The sequence below is a fragment of the Streptomyces flaveolus genome (genome assembly GCF_000716535.1).
Taxonomy (GTDB): Bacteria; Actinomycetota; Actinomycetes; order Streptomycetales; family Streptomycetaceae; genus Streptomyces; species Streptomyces flaveolus_A.
The window spans coordinates 216,845-233,655 of record NZ_JNWV01000037.1 but is presented as its reverse complement, the minus strand read 5'-3'; the positions used below and the strand labels follow the sequence as shown (position 1 = coordinate 233,655).

14 protein-coding genes, 1 pseudogene and 1 riboswitch are annotated in these 16,811 nt (G+C 70.8%); of the genes and pseudogenes, 8 read left to right on the top strand and 7 right to left on the bottom strand.

Features of this window, described 5'->3' with window-relative positions; all coding sequences use genetic code 11:
• Positions 1-68: 68 nt before the first annotated feature.
• From nagB to OO52_RS35650, 7 genes and pseudogenes are all read left to right on the top strand, one after another.
• Positions 69-854: a glucosamine-6-phosphate deaminase gene (gene nagB, locus OO52_RS35680; protein ID WP_030657189.1), complete on the top strand. Its 786-nt coding sequence runs from the start codon at positions 69-71 to the stop codon at positions 852-854.
• Between the two features lie 211 nt (positions 855-1,065).
• On the top strand, positions 1,066-1,827 hold the full coding sequence (locus OO52_RS35675) for a GntR family transcriptional regulator (protein ID WP_030657187.1): 762 nt from the start codon (positions 1,066-1,068) through the stop codon (positions 1,825-1,827).
• A 136-nt stretch (positions 1,828-1,963) separates the two neighbouring features.
• Positions 1,964-2,227, top strand: a complete 264-nt coding sequence (locus tag OO52_RS35670; RefSeq protein WP_106972114.1) for a DUF3311 domain-containing protein — start codon at positions 1,964-1,966, stop codon at positions 2,225-2,227.
• Positions 2,224-3,598, top strand: a pseudogene (locus tag OO52_RS35665) (sodium:solute symporter family protein). The gene OO52_RS35670 and the pseudogene OO52_RS35665 overlap by 4 nt, the downstream one beginning before the upstream one ends.
• Before the next feature lie 472 nt (positions 3,599-4,070).
• Positions 4,071-4,577 carry a GNAT family N-acetyltransferase gene (locus tag OO52_RS35660; RefSeq protein ID WP_030657183.1) on the top strand — a complete coding sequence of 169 codons (507 nt, stop codon included), beginning with the start codon at positions 4,071-4,073 and terminating at the stop codon, positions 4,575-4,577.
• Between the two features lie 17 nt (positions 4,578-4,594).
• Positions 4,595-4,753: riboswitch (cobalamin riboswitch) on the top strand.
• Between the two features lie 123 nt (positions 4,754-4,876).
• Positions 4,877-7,234, top strand: a complete 2,358-nt coding sequence (locus tag OO52_RS35655; RefSeq protein ID WP_030657181.1) for a ribonucleoside-diphosphate reductase subunit alpha — start codon at positions 4,877-4,879, stop codon at positions 7,232-7,234.
• Positions 7,234-8,247 (top strand): ribonucleotide-diphosphate reductase subunit beta, encoded by a 1,014-nt coding sequence (locus OO52_RS35650; protein WP_030657179.1) that lies wholly within the window; start codon positions 7,234-7,236, stop codon positions 8,245-8,247. The genes OO52_RS35655 and OO52_RS35650 overlap by 1 nt, the downstream gene beginning before the upstream one ends.
• A gap of 39 nt (positions 8,248-8,286) precedes the next feature.
• Here OO52_RS35650 and OO52_RS35645 read toward each other — a convergent pair whose 3' ends face one another.
• Complete coding sequence (locus OO52_RS35645; RefSeq protein ID WP_231406401.1) at positions 8,287-8,502, bottom strand: hypothetical protein; 216 nt, start codon at positions 8,500-8,502, stop codon at positions 8,287-8,289.
• A 93-nt stretch (positions 8,503-8,595) separates the two neighbouring features.
• Between OO52_RS35645 and OO52_RS35640 the strand changes: the two genes are divergently transcribed.
• Positions 8,596-9,558: a GlxA family transcriptional regulator gene (locus tag OO52_RS35640; RefSeq protein ID WP_030657175.1), complete on the top strand. Its 963-nt coding sequence runs from the start codon at positions 8,596-8,598 to the stop codon at positions 9,556-9,558.
• 22 nt (positions 9,559-9,580) lie between these two features.
• Here the strand turns inward: OO52_RS35640 and OO52_RS35635 are convergent, their stop codons facing one another.
• The 6 genes from OO52_RS35635 to OO52_RS35610 all read right to left on the bottom strand — a co-directional run bounded on the left by OO52_RS35635 (position 9,581) and on the right by OO52_RS35610 (position 16,731).
• Positions 9,581-10,978: a cytochrome P450 gene (locus OO52_RS35635; RefSeq protein ID WP_030657172.1), complete on the bottom strand. Its 1,398-nt coding sequence runs from the start codon at positions 10,976-10,978 to the stop codon at positions 9,581-9,583.
• A complete protein-coding gene (gene cyc1 / locus OO52_RS35630) occupies positions 10,975-12,060 on the bottom strand; it encodes an epi-isozizaene synthase (protein WP_106972118.1) in 1,086 nt (361 codons plus the stop codon). The genes OO52_RS35635 and cyc1 overlap by 4 nt, the downstream gene beginning before the upstream one ends.
• 291 nt (positions 12,061-12,351) lie before the next feature.
• The gene (def, locus tag OO52_RS35625) at positions 12,352-13,002 is read right to left on the bottom strand and encodes a peptide deformylase (protein ID WP_030657168.1); all 651 of its coding nucleotides are present in this window, start codon (positions 13,000-13,002) and stop codon (positions 12,352-12,354) included.
• A gap of 64 nt (positions 13,003-13,066) precedes the next feature.
• Positions 13,067-14,047 carry a hypothetical protein gene (locus OO52_RS35620; protein ID WP_030657166.1) on the bottom strand — a complete coding sequence of 327 codons (981 nt, stop codon included), beginning with the start codon at positions 14,045-14,047 and terminating at the stop codon, positions 13,067-13,069.
• Positions 14,048-14,146: 99 nt separating this feature from the next.
• Positions 14,147-15,430 (bottom strand): HD-GYP domain-containing protein, encoded by a 1,284-nt coding sequence (locus tag OO52_RS35615; protein ID WP_030657164.1) that lies wholly within the window; start codon positions 15,428-15,430, stop codon positions 14,147-14,149.
• The gene (locus OO52_RS35610) at positions 15,427-16,731 is read right to left on the bottom strand and encodes an HD-GYP domain-containing protein (protein WP_030657162.1); all 1,305 of its coding nucleotides are present in this window, start codon (positions 16,729-16,731) and stop codon (positions 15,427-15,429) included. Before OO52_RS35610 ends, OO52_RS35615 begins: the two co-directional genes overlap by 4 nt.
• Positions 16,732-16,811 lie beyond the last annotated feature (80 nt).

Below are 16,811 nucleotides of genomic sequence, written 5' to 3'. Positions count from 1 at the left end.
CGATTCTGTTAGATTGGTCTAAACCACATAGAGACGCACAGAGCCCTCTTCAGAACGGCAGGCCCAGCGTGGAAGTTGTCATCGTTCCGGACGCCGCGGCGGGCGGCGAGCTGATCGCCGAGGCCATGGCGCAGCTGCTGCGACGCAAGCCCGACGCCCTGCTCGGCGTGGCCACCGGCTCCACCCCGCTGCCCGTCTACCAGGCACTGGCCGCCAAGGTGCGCTCCGGCGCCGTGGACGCCTCCCGGGCGCGGATAGTCCAGCTCGACGAGTACGTGGGACTGCCCGCGGCGCACCCCGAGTCCTACCGCTCGGTGCTGCGCCGTGAGGTGCTGGAGCCGCTGGGCATAGGCATGGAAGCGTTCATGGGGCCGGACGGCACGGCGCGGGACGTCCAGGCGGCGTGCGAGGCCTACGACCGGGCGCTCGCCGAGGCCGGCGGGGTGGACCTGCAACTGCTCGGCATCGGGACCGACGGGCACATCGGGTTCAACGAGCCGTGCTCCTCGCTCGCCTCGCGCACCCGGATCAAGACGCTGACCGAGCAGACGCGGATCGACAACGCCCGCTTCTTCGACGGCGACATCGAGCAGGTCCCGCACCACGTCATCACCCAGGGCATCGGGACGATCCTGGAGGCCCGCCACCTGGTGCTGCTGGCGACCGGCGAGGGCAAGGCGGACGCGGTCGCCGCGACCGTCGAGGGCCCGGTGGCGGCCGTCTGCCCGGCCTCCGCGCTCCAGCTCCACCCGCACGCCACGGTCGTCGCCGACGAGGCCGCCGCGTCCAAGCTGAAGCTGGCCGACTACTTCCGGCACACGTACGCCAACAAGCCGGACTGGCAGGGGATCTAGCCCGGGGCGCCCCGTGGGAGGGCGGGCCCGCCCAGCGGGCTCACCGGGCTCACCCTCCCGATGGACTAGACCAACAGCGGGCGCAACGGTATATAGAGGAGATCACGGAGCGTGCGGGTGGAGTACTGACACGGCAACCCGTGCCACGATGTGAGCCGTGGCCGATGGGGATGTCGGTCGCTTTCGGCATCAGGAGCCGGGAAGGCAGAGCATGAGCACCGACGTCAGCAGTGCGGAGAACGAGGCCGGCACCACCCGTACCGCGCGCGTGCCGAAGTACTACCGCTTGAAGAAGCACCTGCTCGACATGACGGAGACGCAGGCGCCGGGCACCCCGGTCCCGCCCGAGCGCACGCTGGCCGCCGAGTTCGACACCTCCCGCACCACGGTGCGCCAGGCCCTGCAGGAGCTGGTCGTGGAGGGCCGGCTCGAACGCATCCAGGGCAAGGGCACCTTCGTGGCCAAGCCCAAGGTCTCCCAGGCGCTGCAGCTCACCTCCTACACCGAGGACATGCGCGCCCAGGGCCTGGAGCCGACCTCGCAGCTGCTGGACATCGGGTACGTCACCGCCGACGACCGGCTCGCCGAGCTGCTGGACATCACGGCCGGCGGGCGTGTGCTGCGCATCGAGCGGCTGCGCATGGCCAACGGCGAGCCGATGGCCATCGAGACCACCCACCTGTCGGCCAAGCGCTTCCCGGCCCTCAGGCGCTCGCTGGTGAAGTACACGTCCCTGTACACCGCGCTCGCCGAGGTCTACGACGTCCACCTCGCCGAGGCCGAGGAGACCATCGAGACCTCCCTGGCCACGCCGCGGGAGGCGGGGCTGCTCGGCACCGACGTGGGCCTGCCGATGCTGATGCTCTCCCGGCACTCGCTGGACCGCGAGGGCAAGCCGGTGGAGTGGGTGCGGTCGGTGTACCGCGGGGACCGGTACAAGTTCGTGGCCCGGCTCAAGCGGCCGGCGGAGTAACCTCCGGACTGCCGGAGCCCGGCATGTTCGCTGAATCGATATACCGATATGCGGACGAGGTCTTCCACTCTCGCGACACCGTCACCTAGATTGCCTGCTCATTACACAGGTGATCAGCGAGGGACGGAGCCGTGGCATGTCCGAAACGCCTGAAGTGAGACCACCGGTGGTGACACCGGTCAGGGTGATCATCGCCTTGTGTCTCGTCGCGCCCTTCGTGGCGATGCTGTGGGTCGGCTCGTACGCCAAGACGGATCCCGCGTTCATCGGGATCCCGTTCTTCTACTGGTACCAGATGCTCTGGGTGCTGATCTCCACCGCGCTCACGATGCTGGCGTACAAGCTCTGGCAGCGTGACCAGCGTGGCCGCAAGGACACGAACGGGGGTGCGGTGAAGTGAAGGACGGTGTGAACGGCGTCGCGCTCGGCGTCTTCATCTTCTTCTTCCTGGCCGTCACGGTCGTGGGCTTCCTGGCCGCGCGCTGGCGCAGGGCCGAGAACGAGCACTCCCTGGACGAATGGGGTCTGGGCGGCCGGTCCTTCGGCACCTGGATCACCTGGTTCCTGCTGGGCGGTGACCTGTACACGGCGTACACCTTCGTCGCCGTTCCCGCGGCGATCTACGCGGCGGGCGCGGCCGGGTTCTTCGCGGTGCCGTACACGATTCTGGTGTACCCGCTGATCTTCACGTTCCTGCCCCGTCTGTGGTCGGTCTCGCACCGCCACGGGTACGTCACCACCTCCGACTTCGTGCGCGGACGGTTCGGCTCGAAGGGCCTGTCGCTGGCGGTGGCGGTGACCGGCATCCTGGCGACGATGCCGTACATCGCGCTCCAGCTCGTCGGCATCCAGGCGGTGCTGGACGTGATGGGCGTCGGCGGCGGCGAGAACACCAACTGGTTCGTGAAGGACCTGCCGCTGCTCATCGCCTTCGGTGTGCTGGCGGCCTACACCTACTCGTCCGGTCTGCGTGCCCCCGCGCTGATCGCGTTCGTCAAGGACACGCTGATCTACATCGTCATCGCGGTGGCGATCATCTACATCCCGATCAAGCTGGGCGGGTTCGACGACATCTTCGCCAAGGCGGGTGAGGCCTTCAGCCAGGTCAACCCGGCCACGAAGGCGCCACGCGGGGCGCTCGCGCCGGGCGAGGCGGGACAGTGGACGTACGCCACGCTGGCCCTCGGCTCCGCGCTGGCGCTGTTCATGTACCCGCACTCGATCACCGCGACCCTGTCGTCCAGGAGCCGTGAGGTGATCCGCCGCAACACCACGATCCTGCCGCTGTACTCGCTCATGCTGGGCCTGCTCGCCCTGCTCGGGTTCATGGCGATCGCGGCCGGCGTGAAGGTCACCAACGGCCAGCTGGCCATCCCGCAGCTGTTCGAGGGCATGTTCCCGGACTGGTTCGCGGGCGTGGCGTTCGCCGCGATCGGCATCGGCGCGCTGGTCCCGGCGGCGATCATGTCCATCGCGGCGGCCAACCTCTTCACGCGCAACATCTACAAGGGCCTACGGCGTGGCCTCGCCGACGCAGAAGCACTTCGGCGGCTCCGCGAAGGAGATCCCCGGCATCGGGGAGATCGGCTACATCGGCCTCACCGCGTTCGTCCTGAACGTCCTGGTGACCGTGCTCCTCACCCTCGTCCTGAAGGCCGTCAAGGCCCCTGAGGGCGTCGACGAGACCCGGCCGGAGGACTACACCGCGGACGCCGGCGACCCCGGTGTCCAGGTGGAGCTGCCGCCGGCCACCGCGGGCAGCGCTCACTAGCCCACGTCCCGGCCGGGCGCCCCGTTCACGCGTGCGCCCGGCCGTCGCCGCCCGGACCTGCTGCCGGCGGCAGAAGGGCTCGCGGATCCCGCCCCGGGGAACACTGCCCCGGGGCGGGTACGGGCGCTGCCCGACGCGGACGGGGCGGCGGTGCCGGGCCCTGCCCTCCTGGAGGCGCTCGTCCAGGACCGCCTCTTCCGGCCCGTCGGCGATGACGACCACCTTGTCGTCCGCGAGCAGTCACGGCCGGACCCGGTCGTTCTTGGTGCGTGGCAGGATGCCGCGCGGCGCTTCCTCGGCGCACCGTTGCCTGGCCATGCGCTTGAAGTTCGGTCGGACCCGGCGCCACGCCGTCATGGCGCGGGCTCCTTCCGAGACCGGCGAAGACACCGGCAGTCCGCCCCGCAACCCGGCAAGCGCCCCCACGGATTCCCAGGCACCCTCGCCGTGCCCCTGCGGCAGACTCGGTGTCATGGACTTCGTGATCCGGCGGGCCGCTCCCGACGAGTACGACGCCCTGGGCGAGATCACCGCCGAGGCCTACCTCGGCGACGGCCTCCTCGCCTTCGACGAGAGCGGCTGGTACCTCGGCGAGCTGAGGGACGTGGCCAAGCGGGCCGCCGCCGCGGACGTCCTCGTGGCCGTCCGTGACGGCGTCCTCCTCGGCGGGGTCACCTTCGTCCGCTCCGGCGGCCCCATGACCGACATCGCGGGCCCGGGAGAGGCCGAGATCCGGATGCTCGCGGTCGCCCCGGCGGCCCGGGGCCAAGGAGTCGGCGAGGCGCTGGTGCGGGCCTGCATCGAGCGCGCGCGGGCCACCGAGGGGTGCGTGCGCGTGGTCCTCTCCACCCAGCGGACCATGCACACCGCCCACCGCATCTACACCCGCATCGGTCTCGTCCGTGCCCCCGAGCGGGACTGGAACCCCCTGCCGGGCCGCGACGACCTCACGCTCCTGGCGTACGAGTTGACCCTCTGAGACCGGATCAGCACTACATCTGGGGGTGACATGGCAGCCCGGCACTAGATGTATGCTCGTCCTCGCTGTCGTCGCAGGGGAATCCGGTGCGAATCCGGAACTGTCCCGCAACGGTGTACTCGCGTGCCTCCGCACGCCTGTCGAGTCCGAAGACCTGCCGGCGGCGCACCCGGCCGTCCAGGCCCGGGTGGTTCTGACGTCCGGGCCTCGTGGAGTGGGCCGGTGGACGCGACGCCGTGCGCGCTCGTGACTGCCCCCGCCCCCCGCCAGGCCCCGTGCCGAGCGAGGGAGAGCCCCACGTGACCATCGCGCCAGCCGACCCGGCTTCAGTCAGCGAGCTGGAGACCGACGGTCCCGGTGCCGCGCTGCTGCGGACCCTGACCGAGCTGACCGCCGACCTGCCCGACGCCGACCCGGGCCGGGTCGCCGCCGCCGCGCTGCGCGGCCGGTCCGCGCGGGCCGACGAAGCGGAGCTGCGGGAGCTGGCCACGGAGGCCGCCGCCGGGCTCATCTCCGAGGACCCCGCCTACTCGAAGCTGGCCGCCCGGCTGCTGACCCTCGCGATCCGCGACGAGGCCGCCTCCCAGGGCGTGACGTCCTTCACCGAGTCCATCGCGGTCGGCCGGCGCGAGGGCCTGATCGCCGACCGAACCGCCGAGTTCGTGCGGCTGCACGCCGAGCGCCTCGACGCGCTGGTCGACCCCACGGCCGACGACCGGTTCGGCTACTTCGGTCTGCGCACCCTGCACAGCCGCTACCTGCTGCGCCACCCGGTCACCCGCAAGGTCGTGGAGACGCCCCAGCACTTCCTGCTGCGCGTGGCGAGCGGCCTGGCGGAGGACGACACGACCCGCTCCGTGGACGAAGTCGCGGCGCTGTACCGGCTGATGAGCCGCCTGGACTACCTGCCGTCCTCGCCCACGCTCTTCAACTCCGGTACGCGACACCCCCAGATGTCGTCCTGCTACCTGCTGGACTCTCCGCTGGACGAGCTGGACTCCATCTACGACCGCTACCACCAGGTGGCCCGGCTGTCGAAGCACGCCGGCGGCATCGGCCTGTCCTACTCCCGCATCCGCTCGCGCGGTTCGCTGATCCGGGGCACGAACGGGCACTCCAACGGGATCGTGCCGTTCCTGAAGACGCTGGACGCCTCGGTGGCGGCGGTGAACCAGGGCGGCCGGCGCAAGGGCGCGGCGGCGGTCTACCTGGAGACCTGGCACTCCGACATCGAGGAGTTCCTGGAGCTGCGGGACAACACCGGCGAGGACGCCCGCCGCACCCACAACCTCAACCTCGCGCACTGGATCCCGGACGAGTTCATGCGCCGGGTCAACGCCGACGAGCAGTGGTCGCTGTTCTCCCCCGCCGACGTGCCCGAGCTGGTCGACCTGTGGGGCGAGGAGTTCGACGCCGCCTACCGCGAGGCCGAGGCCGCGGGCCTGGCGAAGAAGACCATCCCGGCCCGCGACCTGTACGGCCGGATGATGCGCACCCTCGCCCAGACCGGCAACGGCTGGATGACCTTCAAGGACGCCGCCAACCGCACCGCCAACCAGACCGCCGAACCCGGCAACGTCATCCACTCCTCCAACCTCTGCACCGAGATCCTGGAGGTCACCAACGACGGCGAGACGGCCGTCTGCAACCTGGGGTCCGTCAACCTCGGCGCCTTCGTGCAGGGCGGGAACATCGACTGGGAGCGGCTGGACGAGACGGTCCGCACGGCCGTCACCTTCCTGGACCGGGTCGTCGACATCAACTTCTACCCGACCGAGCAGGCGGGCCGGTCCAACGCCAGGTGGCGCCCGGTCGGCCTCGGCGCCATGGGCCTTCAGGACGTCTTCTTCAAGCTGCGCCTGCCCTTCGACTCCCCCGAGGCGAAGACCCTCTCCACCCGGATCGCCGAGCGGATCATGCTCGCCGCGTACGAGGCGTCCGCCGACCTCGCCGAACGCAACGGCCCGCTGCCGGCCTGGGAGAAGACCCGCACCGCCCGGGGTGTGCTGCACCCCGACCACTACGACGTGGAGCTGACGTGGCCGGAGCGCTGGGCGGCACTGCGCGCCCGGATCGCCGAGACCGGCATGCGCAACAGCCTGCTGCTGGCCATCGCGCCGACCGCCACCATCGCCTCCATCGCGGGCGTGTACGAGTGCATCGAGCCGCAGGTGTCCAACCTGTTCAAGCGCGAGACGCTGTCCGGCGAGTTCCTCCAGGTGAACTCCTACCTGGTCGCCGACCTGAAGAAGCTCGGCGTGTGGGACGCCCGCACCCGTGAGGCGCTGCGCGAGTCGAGCGGCTCGGTGCAGGACTTCGCCTGGATCCCCGAGGACGTCCGCGCCCTGTACCGCACGGCGTGGGAGATCCCGCAGCGCGGTCTGATCGACATGGCGGCGGCGCGCACCCCGTTCCTCGACCAGGCGCAGTCCCTCAACCTCTTCCTGGAGACGCCCACCATCGGCAAGCTCTCCTCGATGTACGCCTACGCCTGGAAGTCCGGGCTGAAGACGACGTACTACCTGCGCTCGCGCCCCGCGACGCGCATCGCCCGCGCCGCCCAGGCGCAGGCCACCGTCCCCGTCCAGCAGGTCACCGATCCCGACGCGATCGCCTGCTCCCTGGAAAACCCCGAGTCCTGCGAGGCCTGCCAGTAATGACCACCCGAAACCAGAACCTCCTCGACCCGGGCTTCGAGTTGACCCTGCGCCCCATGCGCTACCCCGACTTCTACGAGCGCTACCGGGACGCCATCAAGAACACCTGGACCGTCGAAGAGGTCGACCTCCACTCCGACGTCGCCGACCTCGCGAAGCTGACACCGGAAGAACAGCACCTCATCGGCCGCCTGGTGGCGTTCTTCGCGACGGGCGACTCGATCGTCGCGAACAACCTCGTGCTGACGCTGTACAAGCACATCAACTCCCCCGAAGCGCGCCTGTACCTGTCACGCCAGCTCTTCGAGGAGGCCGTGCACGTCCAGTTCTATCTGACGCTGCTGGACACCTACCTGCCCGACCCGGACGACCGCGCCGCCGCCTTCGCCGCCGTGGAGAACATCCCCTCCATCCGCGAGAAGGCCGAGTTCTGCTTCAAGTGGATCAACGAGGTCGAGAAGCTGGAGCGCCTGGAGTCCAGGGCCGACCGGCGCCGCTTCCTGCTCAACCTGATCTGCTTCGCCGCCTGCATCGAAGGACTCTTCTTCTACGGCGCCTTCGCCTACGTCTACTGGTTCCGCAGCCGGGGCCTGCTGCACGGTCTCGCCACCGGCACCAACTGGGTGTTCCGCGACGAGACCATGCACATGAGCTTCGCCTTCGACGTGGTCGACACCGTCCGCAAGGAGGAGCCGGACCTCTTCGACGAGGAGCTCGGTCAGCAGGTCACCGACATGCTCAGGGAGGCCGTGGAGGCCGAGCTGCAGTTCGCGCGCGACCTGTGCGGCGACGGCCTGCCCGGCATGAACACCGACTCCATGCGCCAGTACCTGGAGTGTGCCGCCGACCAGCGCCTCACCCGCCTCGGCTTCGCCCCGGTGTACGGCTCGGAGAACCCCTTCTCCTTCATGGAGCTGCAGGGCGTCCAGGAGCTGACCAACTTCTTCGAACGCCGCCCCTCGGCCTACCAGGTCGCGGTCGAAGGCACCGTCGACTTCGACGAGGACTTCTGACCTTCGGGGCGGGCCTTCCGGCGTCGTACGTGGTTGCTGTCAGGCGGGGCGGGCCGCGCCGTGGCGCCTCCTGCGGGGCTCGGGCTCTTCCGCCGGCTCGGCGGGCCCGGGCGTCCCGCGCCGCCCGGCCGCGCCGAGCTGGCGGTCGATGCGCCGGTCGCGCACGATGCCGAGCACGGACGGGAGGACCAGGAGGACCAGGATCCCGAGGGTGGCGAGCATTCCGATCAGGCCTTCGATCTGGTTTCCGTTCATGGACACCACTGTCGCGCCGTACACCCCTTACCGGGAGTGGCAGGACTGCCGTAGAGCCTCGAATTACTGCCACTGCCGAGGCACACTGGCAGCATGCTGAAGAACGTGGCCGCAGTGCTGCTGGACGGGGTGCATCCCTTCGAGCTGGGTGTCGTGTGCGAGGTGTTCGGCATCGACCGCAGCGACGACGGGCTGCCCGTGTACGACTTCGCCGTGGTGTCGGCGGAGGGGCCCGTCCTGGGCACCCACTGCGGGTTCACCGTGTCCACGCCGTACGGCCTGGAGCGGCTGGAGGAGGCCGACCTGATCGCCGTGCCGGCGGGTGAGACCTATGCGGAGCGCGCGTATCCGGAGGAGCTGCTGGCGGCGCTGCGGCGGGCCGCGGACCGGGGCACCCGGGTGCTCAGCGTCTGCTCCGGGGTGTTCGTGCTGGCCGCGGCGGGACTGCTGGACGGGCGGCGGTGCGCGGTGCACTGGCACCACGCCGATCAGCTGTCCCGGCGCTATCCGCGGCTCACGGTCGAGCCGGACGTGCTGTACGTGGACGAGGACCCGGTGATCACCTCCGCCGGCACCGCCGCCGGGATCGACGCCTGTCTGCACCTCGTGCGCAAGGAGCAGGGGCCGGAGGTGGCCAACAAGATCGCCCGCCGGATGGTGGTGCCGCCGCACCGGGACGGCGGGCAGGCGCAGTTCATCGAGCGCCCCCTGCCGAAGGCGCCCTGCGACACGGTCGGGGAGGTGCTCGCCTGGATGGAGGCCCACCTCGAGCAGGAGGTGACCGTCGAGCAGCTCGCCGCCCGCGCCCACATGGCGCCGCGCACCTTCGCCCGGCGCTTCCAGCAGGAGACCGGGACCACGCCGTACCGGTGGATCCTTCGCCAACGGGTGCTGCTGGCACAGGAGTTGCTGGAGGGCACGGACGAGACCATGGACGCCATCGCCTGGCGCACCGGGTTCGGTACGGCCGCCGCGCTGCGGCACCAGTTCGTCCGGGCGCTGGGTACGACCCCGAACGCCTACCGGCGCGCGTTCCGCGGCCCGGAGGCCGCCTGAGCGCGCGCCGGTACCAGGTGGCCTACCAGGGCATCGCCCGCAGCAGCAGGTTCTGCGGGCGGAGCGTGATGCCCACGCGGGTGGTGTCGTCGGACCCGCTGACCTGCTCGAAGCGGTACTTCGCGGAGATCGCCGCGGTGATCAGGCTCAGCTGGGTCATGGAGAAGTGGTCGCTGGGGCACTTGCGGTTGCCCACGCTGAACGGGCTCATCGCGTACTTCGGCACCTCCTTGGCCCGCTCGGGCAGCCAGCGGTCGGGGTCGAAGTCGAGGTGGCGGGCGTAGGAGCGGGCGTCACGCTGGATGGCGTACGGGCTGTAGACGATGTCCGCCCCCGCCGGAATGCGATAGCCGCCGAGCGCGGTGTCGGTCACCGCGCGCCGCGTCAATATCCATACGGCGGGCCGCAGTCGCATGGCCTCGACGACGACATTGTTGGTGTGCGTGAGTGAGCGGACGTGCTCGAATCCGACCGGTCGGCCACCGGTCACGGATTCGACCTCGGTCCGTACCTTCTCGGCGTGTTCCGGGTGTTCGGCGAGGACCTGGAGCAGCCACATGATCGTGGACGCCACTGTTTCGCTGCCGGGGGTGAGTATGGCGACGACCTGGTCGTGGATCTCCTGTTCCCCGATGGGGTCGCCATTGTCGTCCTTCGCCTCCAGCAATGCCGTCAGCAAATCGTCCGGCTTTTGACCAGATGCCCTCCGCTCGGCGACGATCTCGTCCACCAGCAGATGCAAATCGGCCAGCGCCCGGTTGAATTCGCGGTTGGCCGGGAACGGCAGCCGGTAGAGCGGACCGAGCGGGACCACCATCCGGCGGTACATACCACGGAAGACGGTGGCGAGGTCGATGCTGAGCCGTTCCGCGCGCTCGTCCATGTAGTCGCCGCGCAGCAGGCAGCGGGCCGCGATGCGGACGGCGACCCGGAAGGACTCGGAGGTGCAGTCGATGGTGCCGCCGGGTTTCCAGCGGTCGGTCAGCGCGTGCGCCTCCTCCTCCATGATCGGCCCGTAGTCGGGTATCGCGTCGAGCCGGAACGCGGGCTGTATGGTGCGCCGCTGCCGGCGGTGCCGGGGGCCGTTCGCGGTGGCCACGCCCTCCTTGCCGAGCAGGCCTTCGAGGGACTCCCACAGCGGGCCGTCGATCTTGAAGCCGGGGTTGAGGGCCAGTGCTCCGGTGAGGGCCGGGGTGGTGACGGCGTACACCGTCTTGGGGCCGAGCTTCAGACGCACGACGTCTCCGTGCTCGTGCAGCCCGGACATGAAGGCGAGCGGGTCGCGGACCAGTTTCAGACCGTGCCCGAGGACGGGCACGGCACCCCCGGCCAGGGGCGGTTCGCGCAGGTCGGGGGTCTCGGGGTTCTCAGACGTCCCGGGGGTCCCGGTGTTCGCGGGCTGTACGGACTCGACGGTCATTTCTCACCTGCCGCTTCGTTCGTGACGTACGGGGGCGTGGAGCGGTCGTCCCAGCTGTCGACCATGTACCGGCCGGACTCGTGGTGGAACCAGTAGACGGAGCTGAACCAGTTGCGCATATTGCCGACGCAGGCCTGCACGGCGGTGCTCAACTCTTTTCCGTGGACCGTTCCGTCGTCGATCTCGCGGGCGAACCTCAGGGCGTCCTGCTCCGCTTCGAGGAATTCGCTGATGCATTCCACGACGCGCCGCCGGACGTCGTCCACCGCTTCTTCGAGCGTCAGCCCCGCATGGGTGATGAGGCTGATTCCGAGATTGTGCACCTCGTCGCCCGCTATTTCCTTCGGCAGTGAGCAGAGGTCGTTGTACCAGGCGGCGAATTCCTGACTGAGAAGGGCCGCCCGGCGGTACGCCGGATTCTTCCGCACCTCGTCGGGGAGTTCATATCCGGCACTGAGTTCGAGGAGGTCGGTCCATATCCAGTGCGCGAAGGTGAGCCGGCGCAGGGCGAGGTATTCCTCGACGCCGGGTATGTATCCCTCGGTGCGGTTGCGGAATTCACGGTCGTAGGCCTCGATGACCGCGTGGAAGTGCCGGGCGAACCGCTGGTTCCAGGTGGGCGACAGGAAGCCGTACAGCCGCAGCACGCTGTCCGCGAAGCCTGCCACCAGCGGGTCGGGGTGGTGCAGATGGTGCCTGGGTGCGTCCAGAGCCGCGTGCAGCCGGTGCCGCAGCCGCCGCCAGTCGCCCGCCCGGCCGTGCACGATGTCACGGTCGTGGCGGTCGTCCCAGACGAAGAACCAGGCGCTGTAGTCGGCTATGGCCTGCAGGACCTCGCCGGGGGCGCCGGTGTAGTAGCCCGCCATGAGGTCGGTGTAGCACAGGCCATCGGCATATTCCCGGACCTTGACCGGCGGCATGAGCCGCTTTTCCAGGAGCCAGAGCCGGGTCTTCTCCTGGAGTCTCGGCCAATACGGATGCAGTTGCCGGGGAAAGGCGGACTCGATCACCGGGAGTGCCAGTGAGGGTGGGACTACGACCGCCGTCTGCGTCGCTGTGGTGCTGTGTGGGAAAGCTTGCACGAACAAACCCCTCTCAGCCGCCAGGAGCGCACACCCCTCCCGTTGTGCCGGGCGTGCGCCGTTGCGTATCCCGCACTTCCATTCAGCACCACAACTGACCGTCGTGGGAACGGATTTGCTCCATTCACCACCCCAAGGTGCCGCGAATCTCCCCCTGTCTGACTGGTTAGAGATCATCAGGAGCACAGAAGGGACTGGTTGTACGACGCACGAACGAGCTAATCGCGGCAACACGAAGGCGCCCCGGCCAGGAAGGATCCCGGCCGGGGCGCCCCAACTGCGCAGCGCTGATCAGTCGTTGGCGACCACGGGGTAGCGTGGCTCGTTCTCCGCCATCTGCCGCAGCGCGTCCTTGCGGTCCCGCTTCGACAACCGGTCGATGTACAGGTAGCCGTAGAGGTGGTCGGTCTCGTGCTGCAAACAGCGTGCGAAGTAGCCGGTGCCACGGACCTTGATCGGGTTGCCCCGCTCGTCCTGGCCGGTCACCTCGGCGTAGTCGGGACGGGCGAGCGACGCGTACGCCGTGGGCACCGACAGACAGCCCTCGTTGCTGTCGTCCAGCCGGCGCTTCTCGGCGGGCAGGTCGACCAGCTTCGGGTTGCACACCACGCCGACGTGCCGGACGCCCTCGTCGTCCGGGCAGTCGTAGACGAAGACCTTCAGGTCGACGCCGATCTGGTTGGCGGCCAGGCCCACGCCCTCGGCGGTGCGCTGGCTGGCGAACATGTCGGCGACCAGCTGCTGCAGCTCCTCGCCGAACTCGGTGACGTCCTTGCACTCCTTGTGCAGCACCGGGTTGCCGACGACCGTGATCGGCCGGGAGGTGCCGCGCTCGCGCCAGGTCCTCTCGCGCTCCTCGCAGTCCTCCGTGTCGACGACGTAGCCCTCGTCGTCGACGGGGAGCACGCCCGCGTGCTGCTGATCGGTGTCCTGCTGCGCCATGACCGACGTACGCCTTCCTCAAAGAACAGGGAGAGATGTTGCTGATACAGGGTACGGCGCCCGGTCAGCAGACCTCTTCCAGATCGCGCCAGTCCCTCGAGTCCGGACTGTCGGCGACCCACCCGTCGAGAAGCCCCCGCACGAGCGATGCCGGGGCCGCGACGCCACACTCCCGCTCCGGCACCCACAGCTGCCCGTCCGTCCGGTGTCCGAGCGGCCCGGGATGCCCCGGCTCGCTGTGGTCGTGCGGGTCCAGGTGCACCCCCTCGCCCTCGTCGGAGGGCATACGGGACTCGCTGCACATCCGGCACAGCAGCCGTACCGACGACGACCAGTCCTCCGCCGCGAAGCCCGCGTCCGCGGCCAGTTGCTCCAGCGCGTCCCGGTCGGCCTCGGTGGCCGCCTCCAGCAGGACCACCCAGGTGGGCACGGGCGACGGCGCCCACAGCTCGATCTCGTCGAAGACCGGGTAGGAGTGCCCGGTCGAGGTGGTGCGCTCGCCGTGCGGGACGCCGTCGTGCAGCACGACCTCGCCCCAGCGCCGCCCGGAGGAGGGCAGCGGGATCGACAGCACCTCGATCCGCGCGGGGTCCAGCCGGCGGCCCCAGACCACCTCGGCCTCCCCCTCCGGGGAGAGCCGTACGGCCGCACTGCCCAGCTCCATGCCGACGGGCTCCGCGGAGACCGCGGCACCCCCCGGCACCTTCAGCCCGTACGCCTGCCAGGCGCGGCGGGCCAGCGGCCAGTCCTGCAGGGCGGTCGCGGCGATGCCGACGTTCCACCAGTCGGGAGCCCCGGTCTCCCGGTCGAGGAGGGCGACCGCGCGCAGTCCGGCCGCGCGCGCCTGCTCCCAGTCGTGCCGGAACTTGTGCAGCAGGGCGAGGTTGAACCAGGACTCCGACAGCCAGGGCTCCAGGTCGGCGGCGCGTGTCAGCAGCTCGCCCGCGTCCTCGTACCGGCCGTCGCCGATGAGTGTGAACGCGCGGTCGGTGGCCTGCCGCCAGGAGGCGGAGGGCCGGTGCCGTCCCTTGCCGAAGATCCTCACGATTCCCGCCTGCCAGTTCCATTTCCCGCTGTGGGCTGGCTTGTGCCCCCGGACACCCTCTCCCTCGCATCCAACCACGTGCCGCGGGAAAGGCGCTCATTACCCATGGGTTACCCAGCCGGGCGCGGGGTCAGACAGTCCCGTTCGTCGCACCGGCACGCGCTCCCGCACGCCGGGAGGCCTGGCCAGCACCCGGGCGAGCGACTCCACGACCTCGGGAGCGTAGTCCCCGGCGGTGCCGAGCCGCAGCTCCTCCAGTGCGCGCAGCGGGCCTTCGGGACCGGCGTCCCGGGTCTTCTCCTCGTAGGCGTTCACGGCCCGGACGATGCGGGCGGCGAGCGGCTGTTCCCGGTAGGGGTCGGCCTGCCGTTCCACGACGACGGCGACGGCCGCGTCCACGCCGGTCTGCCGGACGACGGCCCCACCGAGCAGGGCGATGCGCCGCTGCTCCGCGGCGGGCAGGCCGGCGGTGGCGCCGGCCGGGACCGGGTCGACCAGGCTGAGCTGGCCGATGTCGTGCATCAGCGCCGCGTACTCCAGGACGGTCAGTTCGGGCCCGGTCAGGCCGAGGTCCCGGCCGACGGCGAGGCTGAGCGCGGCGACGCGGTGGGCGTGCCCGGCGGGGGTGCAGCCCGCGATCTCGGTGGCGCGGGCGAGGGAGGCGATGGTCTGCCGGTAGGTGGCGCGGACGGCCGCGTACCGGCGCAGGGAGAGCTGGACGAGCAGCATGGGCAGGCAGAACACGGGCAGCGCCCACAGACCGACGACGGCGACCGCGAGCGCCATCACCGCGCCGGTCGAGCAGATCGCGGAGCCGATGCCGAGCAGTCCGCGCAGTTCCTCGCGCAGCAGGGGGCCGAACGGCCAGTGGGTGCGGCAGTGGGCGAGCGCGGCGGCCAGGACCGCCCCGCACAGGGAGGTGAGGGCGAGCAGGGTGAGCAGCAGGAGGGCGTAGGCGGGACCGCCCCAATGGGCGAAGACGCCCTGGCCGTAGAGGGGTTGGAAGCAGACGGCGGCGAAGCCGACGGTGAGGATCCGGCGGGTCAGGTGGTCGACGGTGGGGCTGCGGCCGGACCAGATGTGCGGGACGGCGCCGAGCACGGTGGCGACGAGGACGACGGTGACGACCTGGGCGGCGCCGTGGTGGCCGGGCCGCCCGGCGTCGGCGCCGAGCAGGGCGTACGACAGGGCGCCGGCGGCACCGAGGGGCGCGGCCTGCCGCTGTCCCTGTTCGTCGCTCCACCGGGTCAGTTCGCCGACGGCTATGAGCACGCCGAAGGCGAGCGCGACGCCCTGGTCGTGCAGGCCGGTCCAGAGGGTGACGGCGAGGGAGCCGGCCGCGACGAGGGCGGCGGCGCCGTGGATCAGCCGCAGGGTGGTCATCGGGGCGCCCCGGTGCTGGGGGCCCGCTCCGCGGGCGGGGTGCCGTGCGCCGGTTCGTCGGCGGTGACCGCCGGGTGCCAGCCGGAGCGGCGCAGGGCGCGGACGAGCGCGCCGACCATACGGGGGTCGAAGTGCGCCCCGGCGCAGCGCTCCAGCTCGGCGACGGCGGCCTCGACCGGGCGGGCCCTGCTGTAGCAGCGGGTGGAGGTCATGGCGTCGAAGGCATCCGCGACGGCGACGATCCGGGCGCACTCGGGGATCTGGCTGCCCGCCAGGCCGTACGGGTAGCCGCTGCCGTCGAGCCGTTCGTGGTGGTGGAGGATGGCCGCGCGGGCCTCGCCGAGGAAGGAGATCCCGCGGACCATCTCGTGGCCGTACTCGGGGTGCAGCTCGATGATCCGCCGCTCCTCCGGGGTGAGCGGGCCGTCCTTGCGCAGCAGCCGGGTGGGCACGCCCAGCTTGCCGACGTCGTGCAGGATGCCAGCGAAGCGCAGCACCTCGACGCGGTCGTCGTCCATGCCGAGTTCGCGGGCGATCAGCACGGAGGCGTGTCCGACGCGTTCGCTGTGACCGCGGGTGTAGCCGTCCTTGATGTCGACGGCCTGGACGAGGGCGCGGATGGTGGCCTGGTGGGCGGCGCGTTCGCGGTGGTACTGGGCGAAGACCCACCAGGAGACGCCCATCGGCAGCAGCACGAGGAGCGCGGCGACCGGGCCGTAGGGACTGCGCCAGAGCACGGCCATCATCAGGCCGGCGAGTCCGTGCACCGCGACCGGGGCCAGCGAGCGCGCCAGCAGCCCGCGCCAGGCCCGCCGCAGCGGCACCAGCCCGGCCGCCGCGCGCAGGCCGCCGTCGAGCGCGGTGAGCACCAGGCAGAACGCGAGGACGGCCGCGCCCGCCGGCAGCAGGGCGGTGGGGAAGTCGGAGCCGACGACGGCGTCCTCGCCGCCGAGGGCGCGGTGCGTCCGGGCGGCGGCCCACACGGCGAGCGCGGGCTGCGCGGCCCGCCACACGCGCCGGAGCAGGGCGGGCCCGTGCTCGACCGGGGTGAGCAGCGCGGCGGGCACCGGGACGAGCGCGGCGGCGGCCGGGGGCAGCAGGAACGCGCCGGCGAGCAGCACCGGGTAGAAGGTGCCGCCGAAGCGGCGGCGTACGGCGTGCTCGCAGGCCGCGTACAGCGCGGCGAGCAGGGCCAGCTCCCACCAGGGGGTGTGCGTCCGCGGCAGGGGAAGCAGGCAGAAGACGGCCGACAGGGCGACGGCGACGACATAGCCGCGTGCCCTTGCCGGTACCGCGTCCATCTCGCCCCTCCCCGACCGTGCCTCCTCCGGGCTCGGAGCCTAGGACGGGCATCGGGGGGTGCGGGGCTTATGACCTGAGG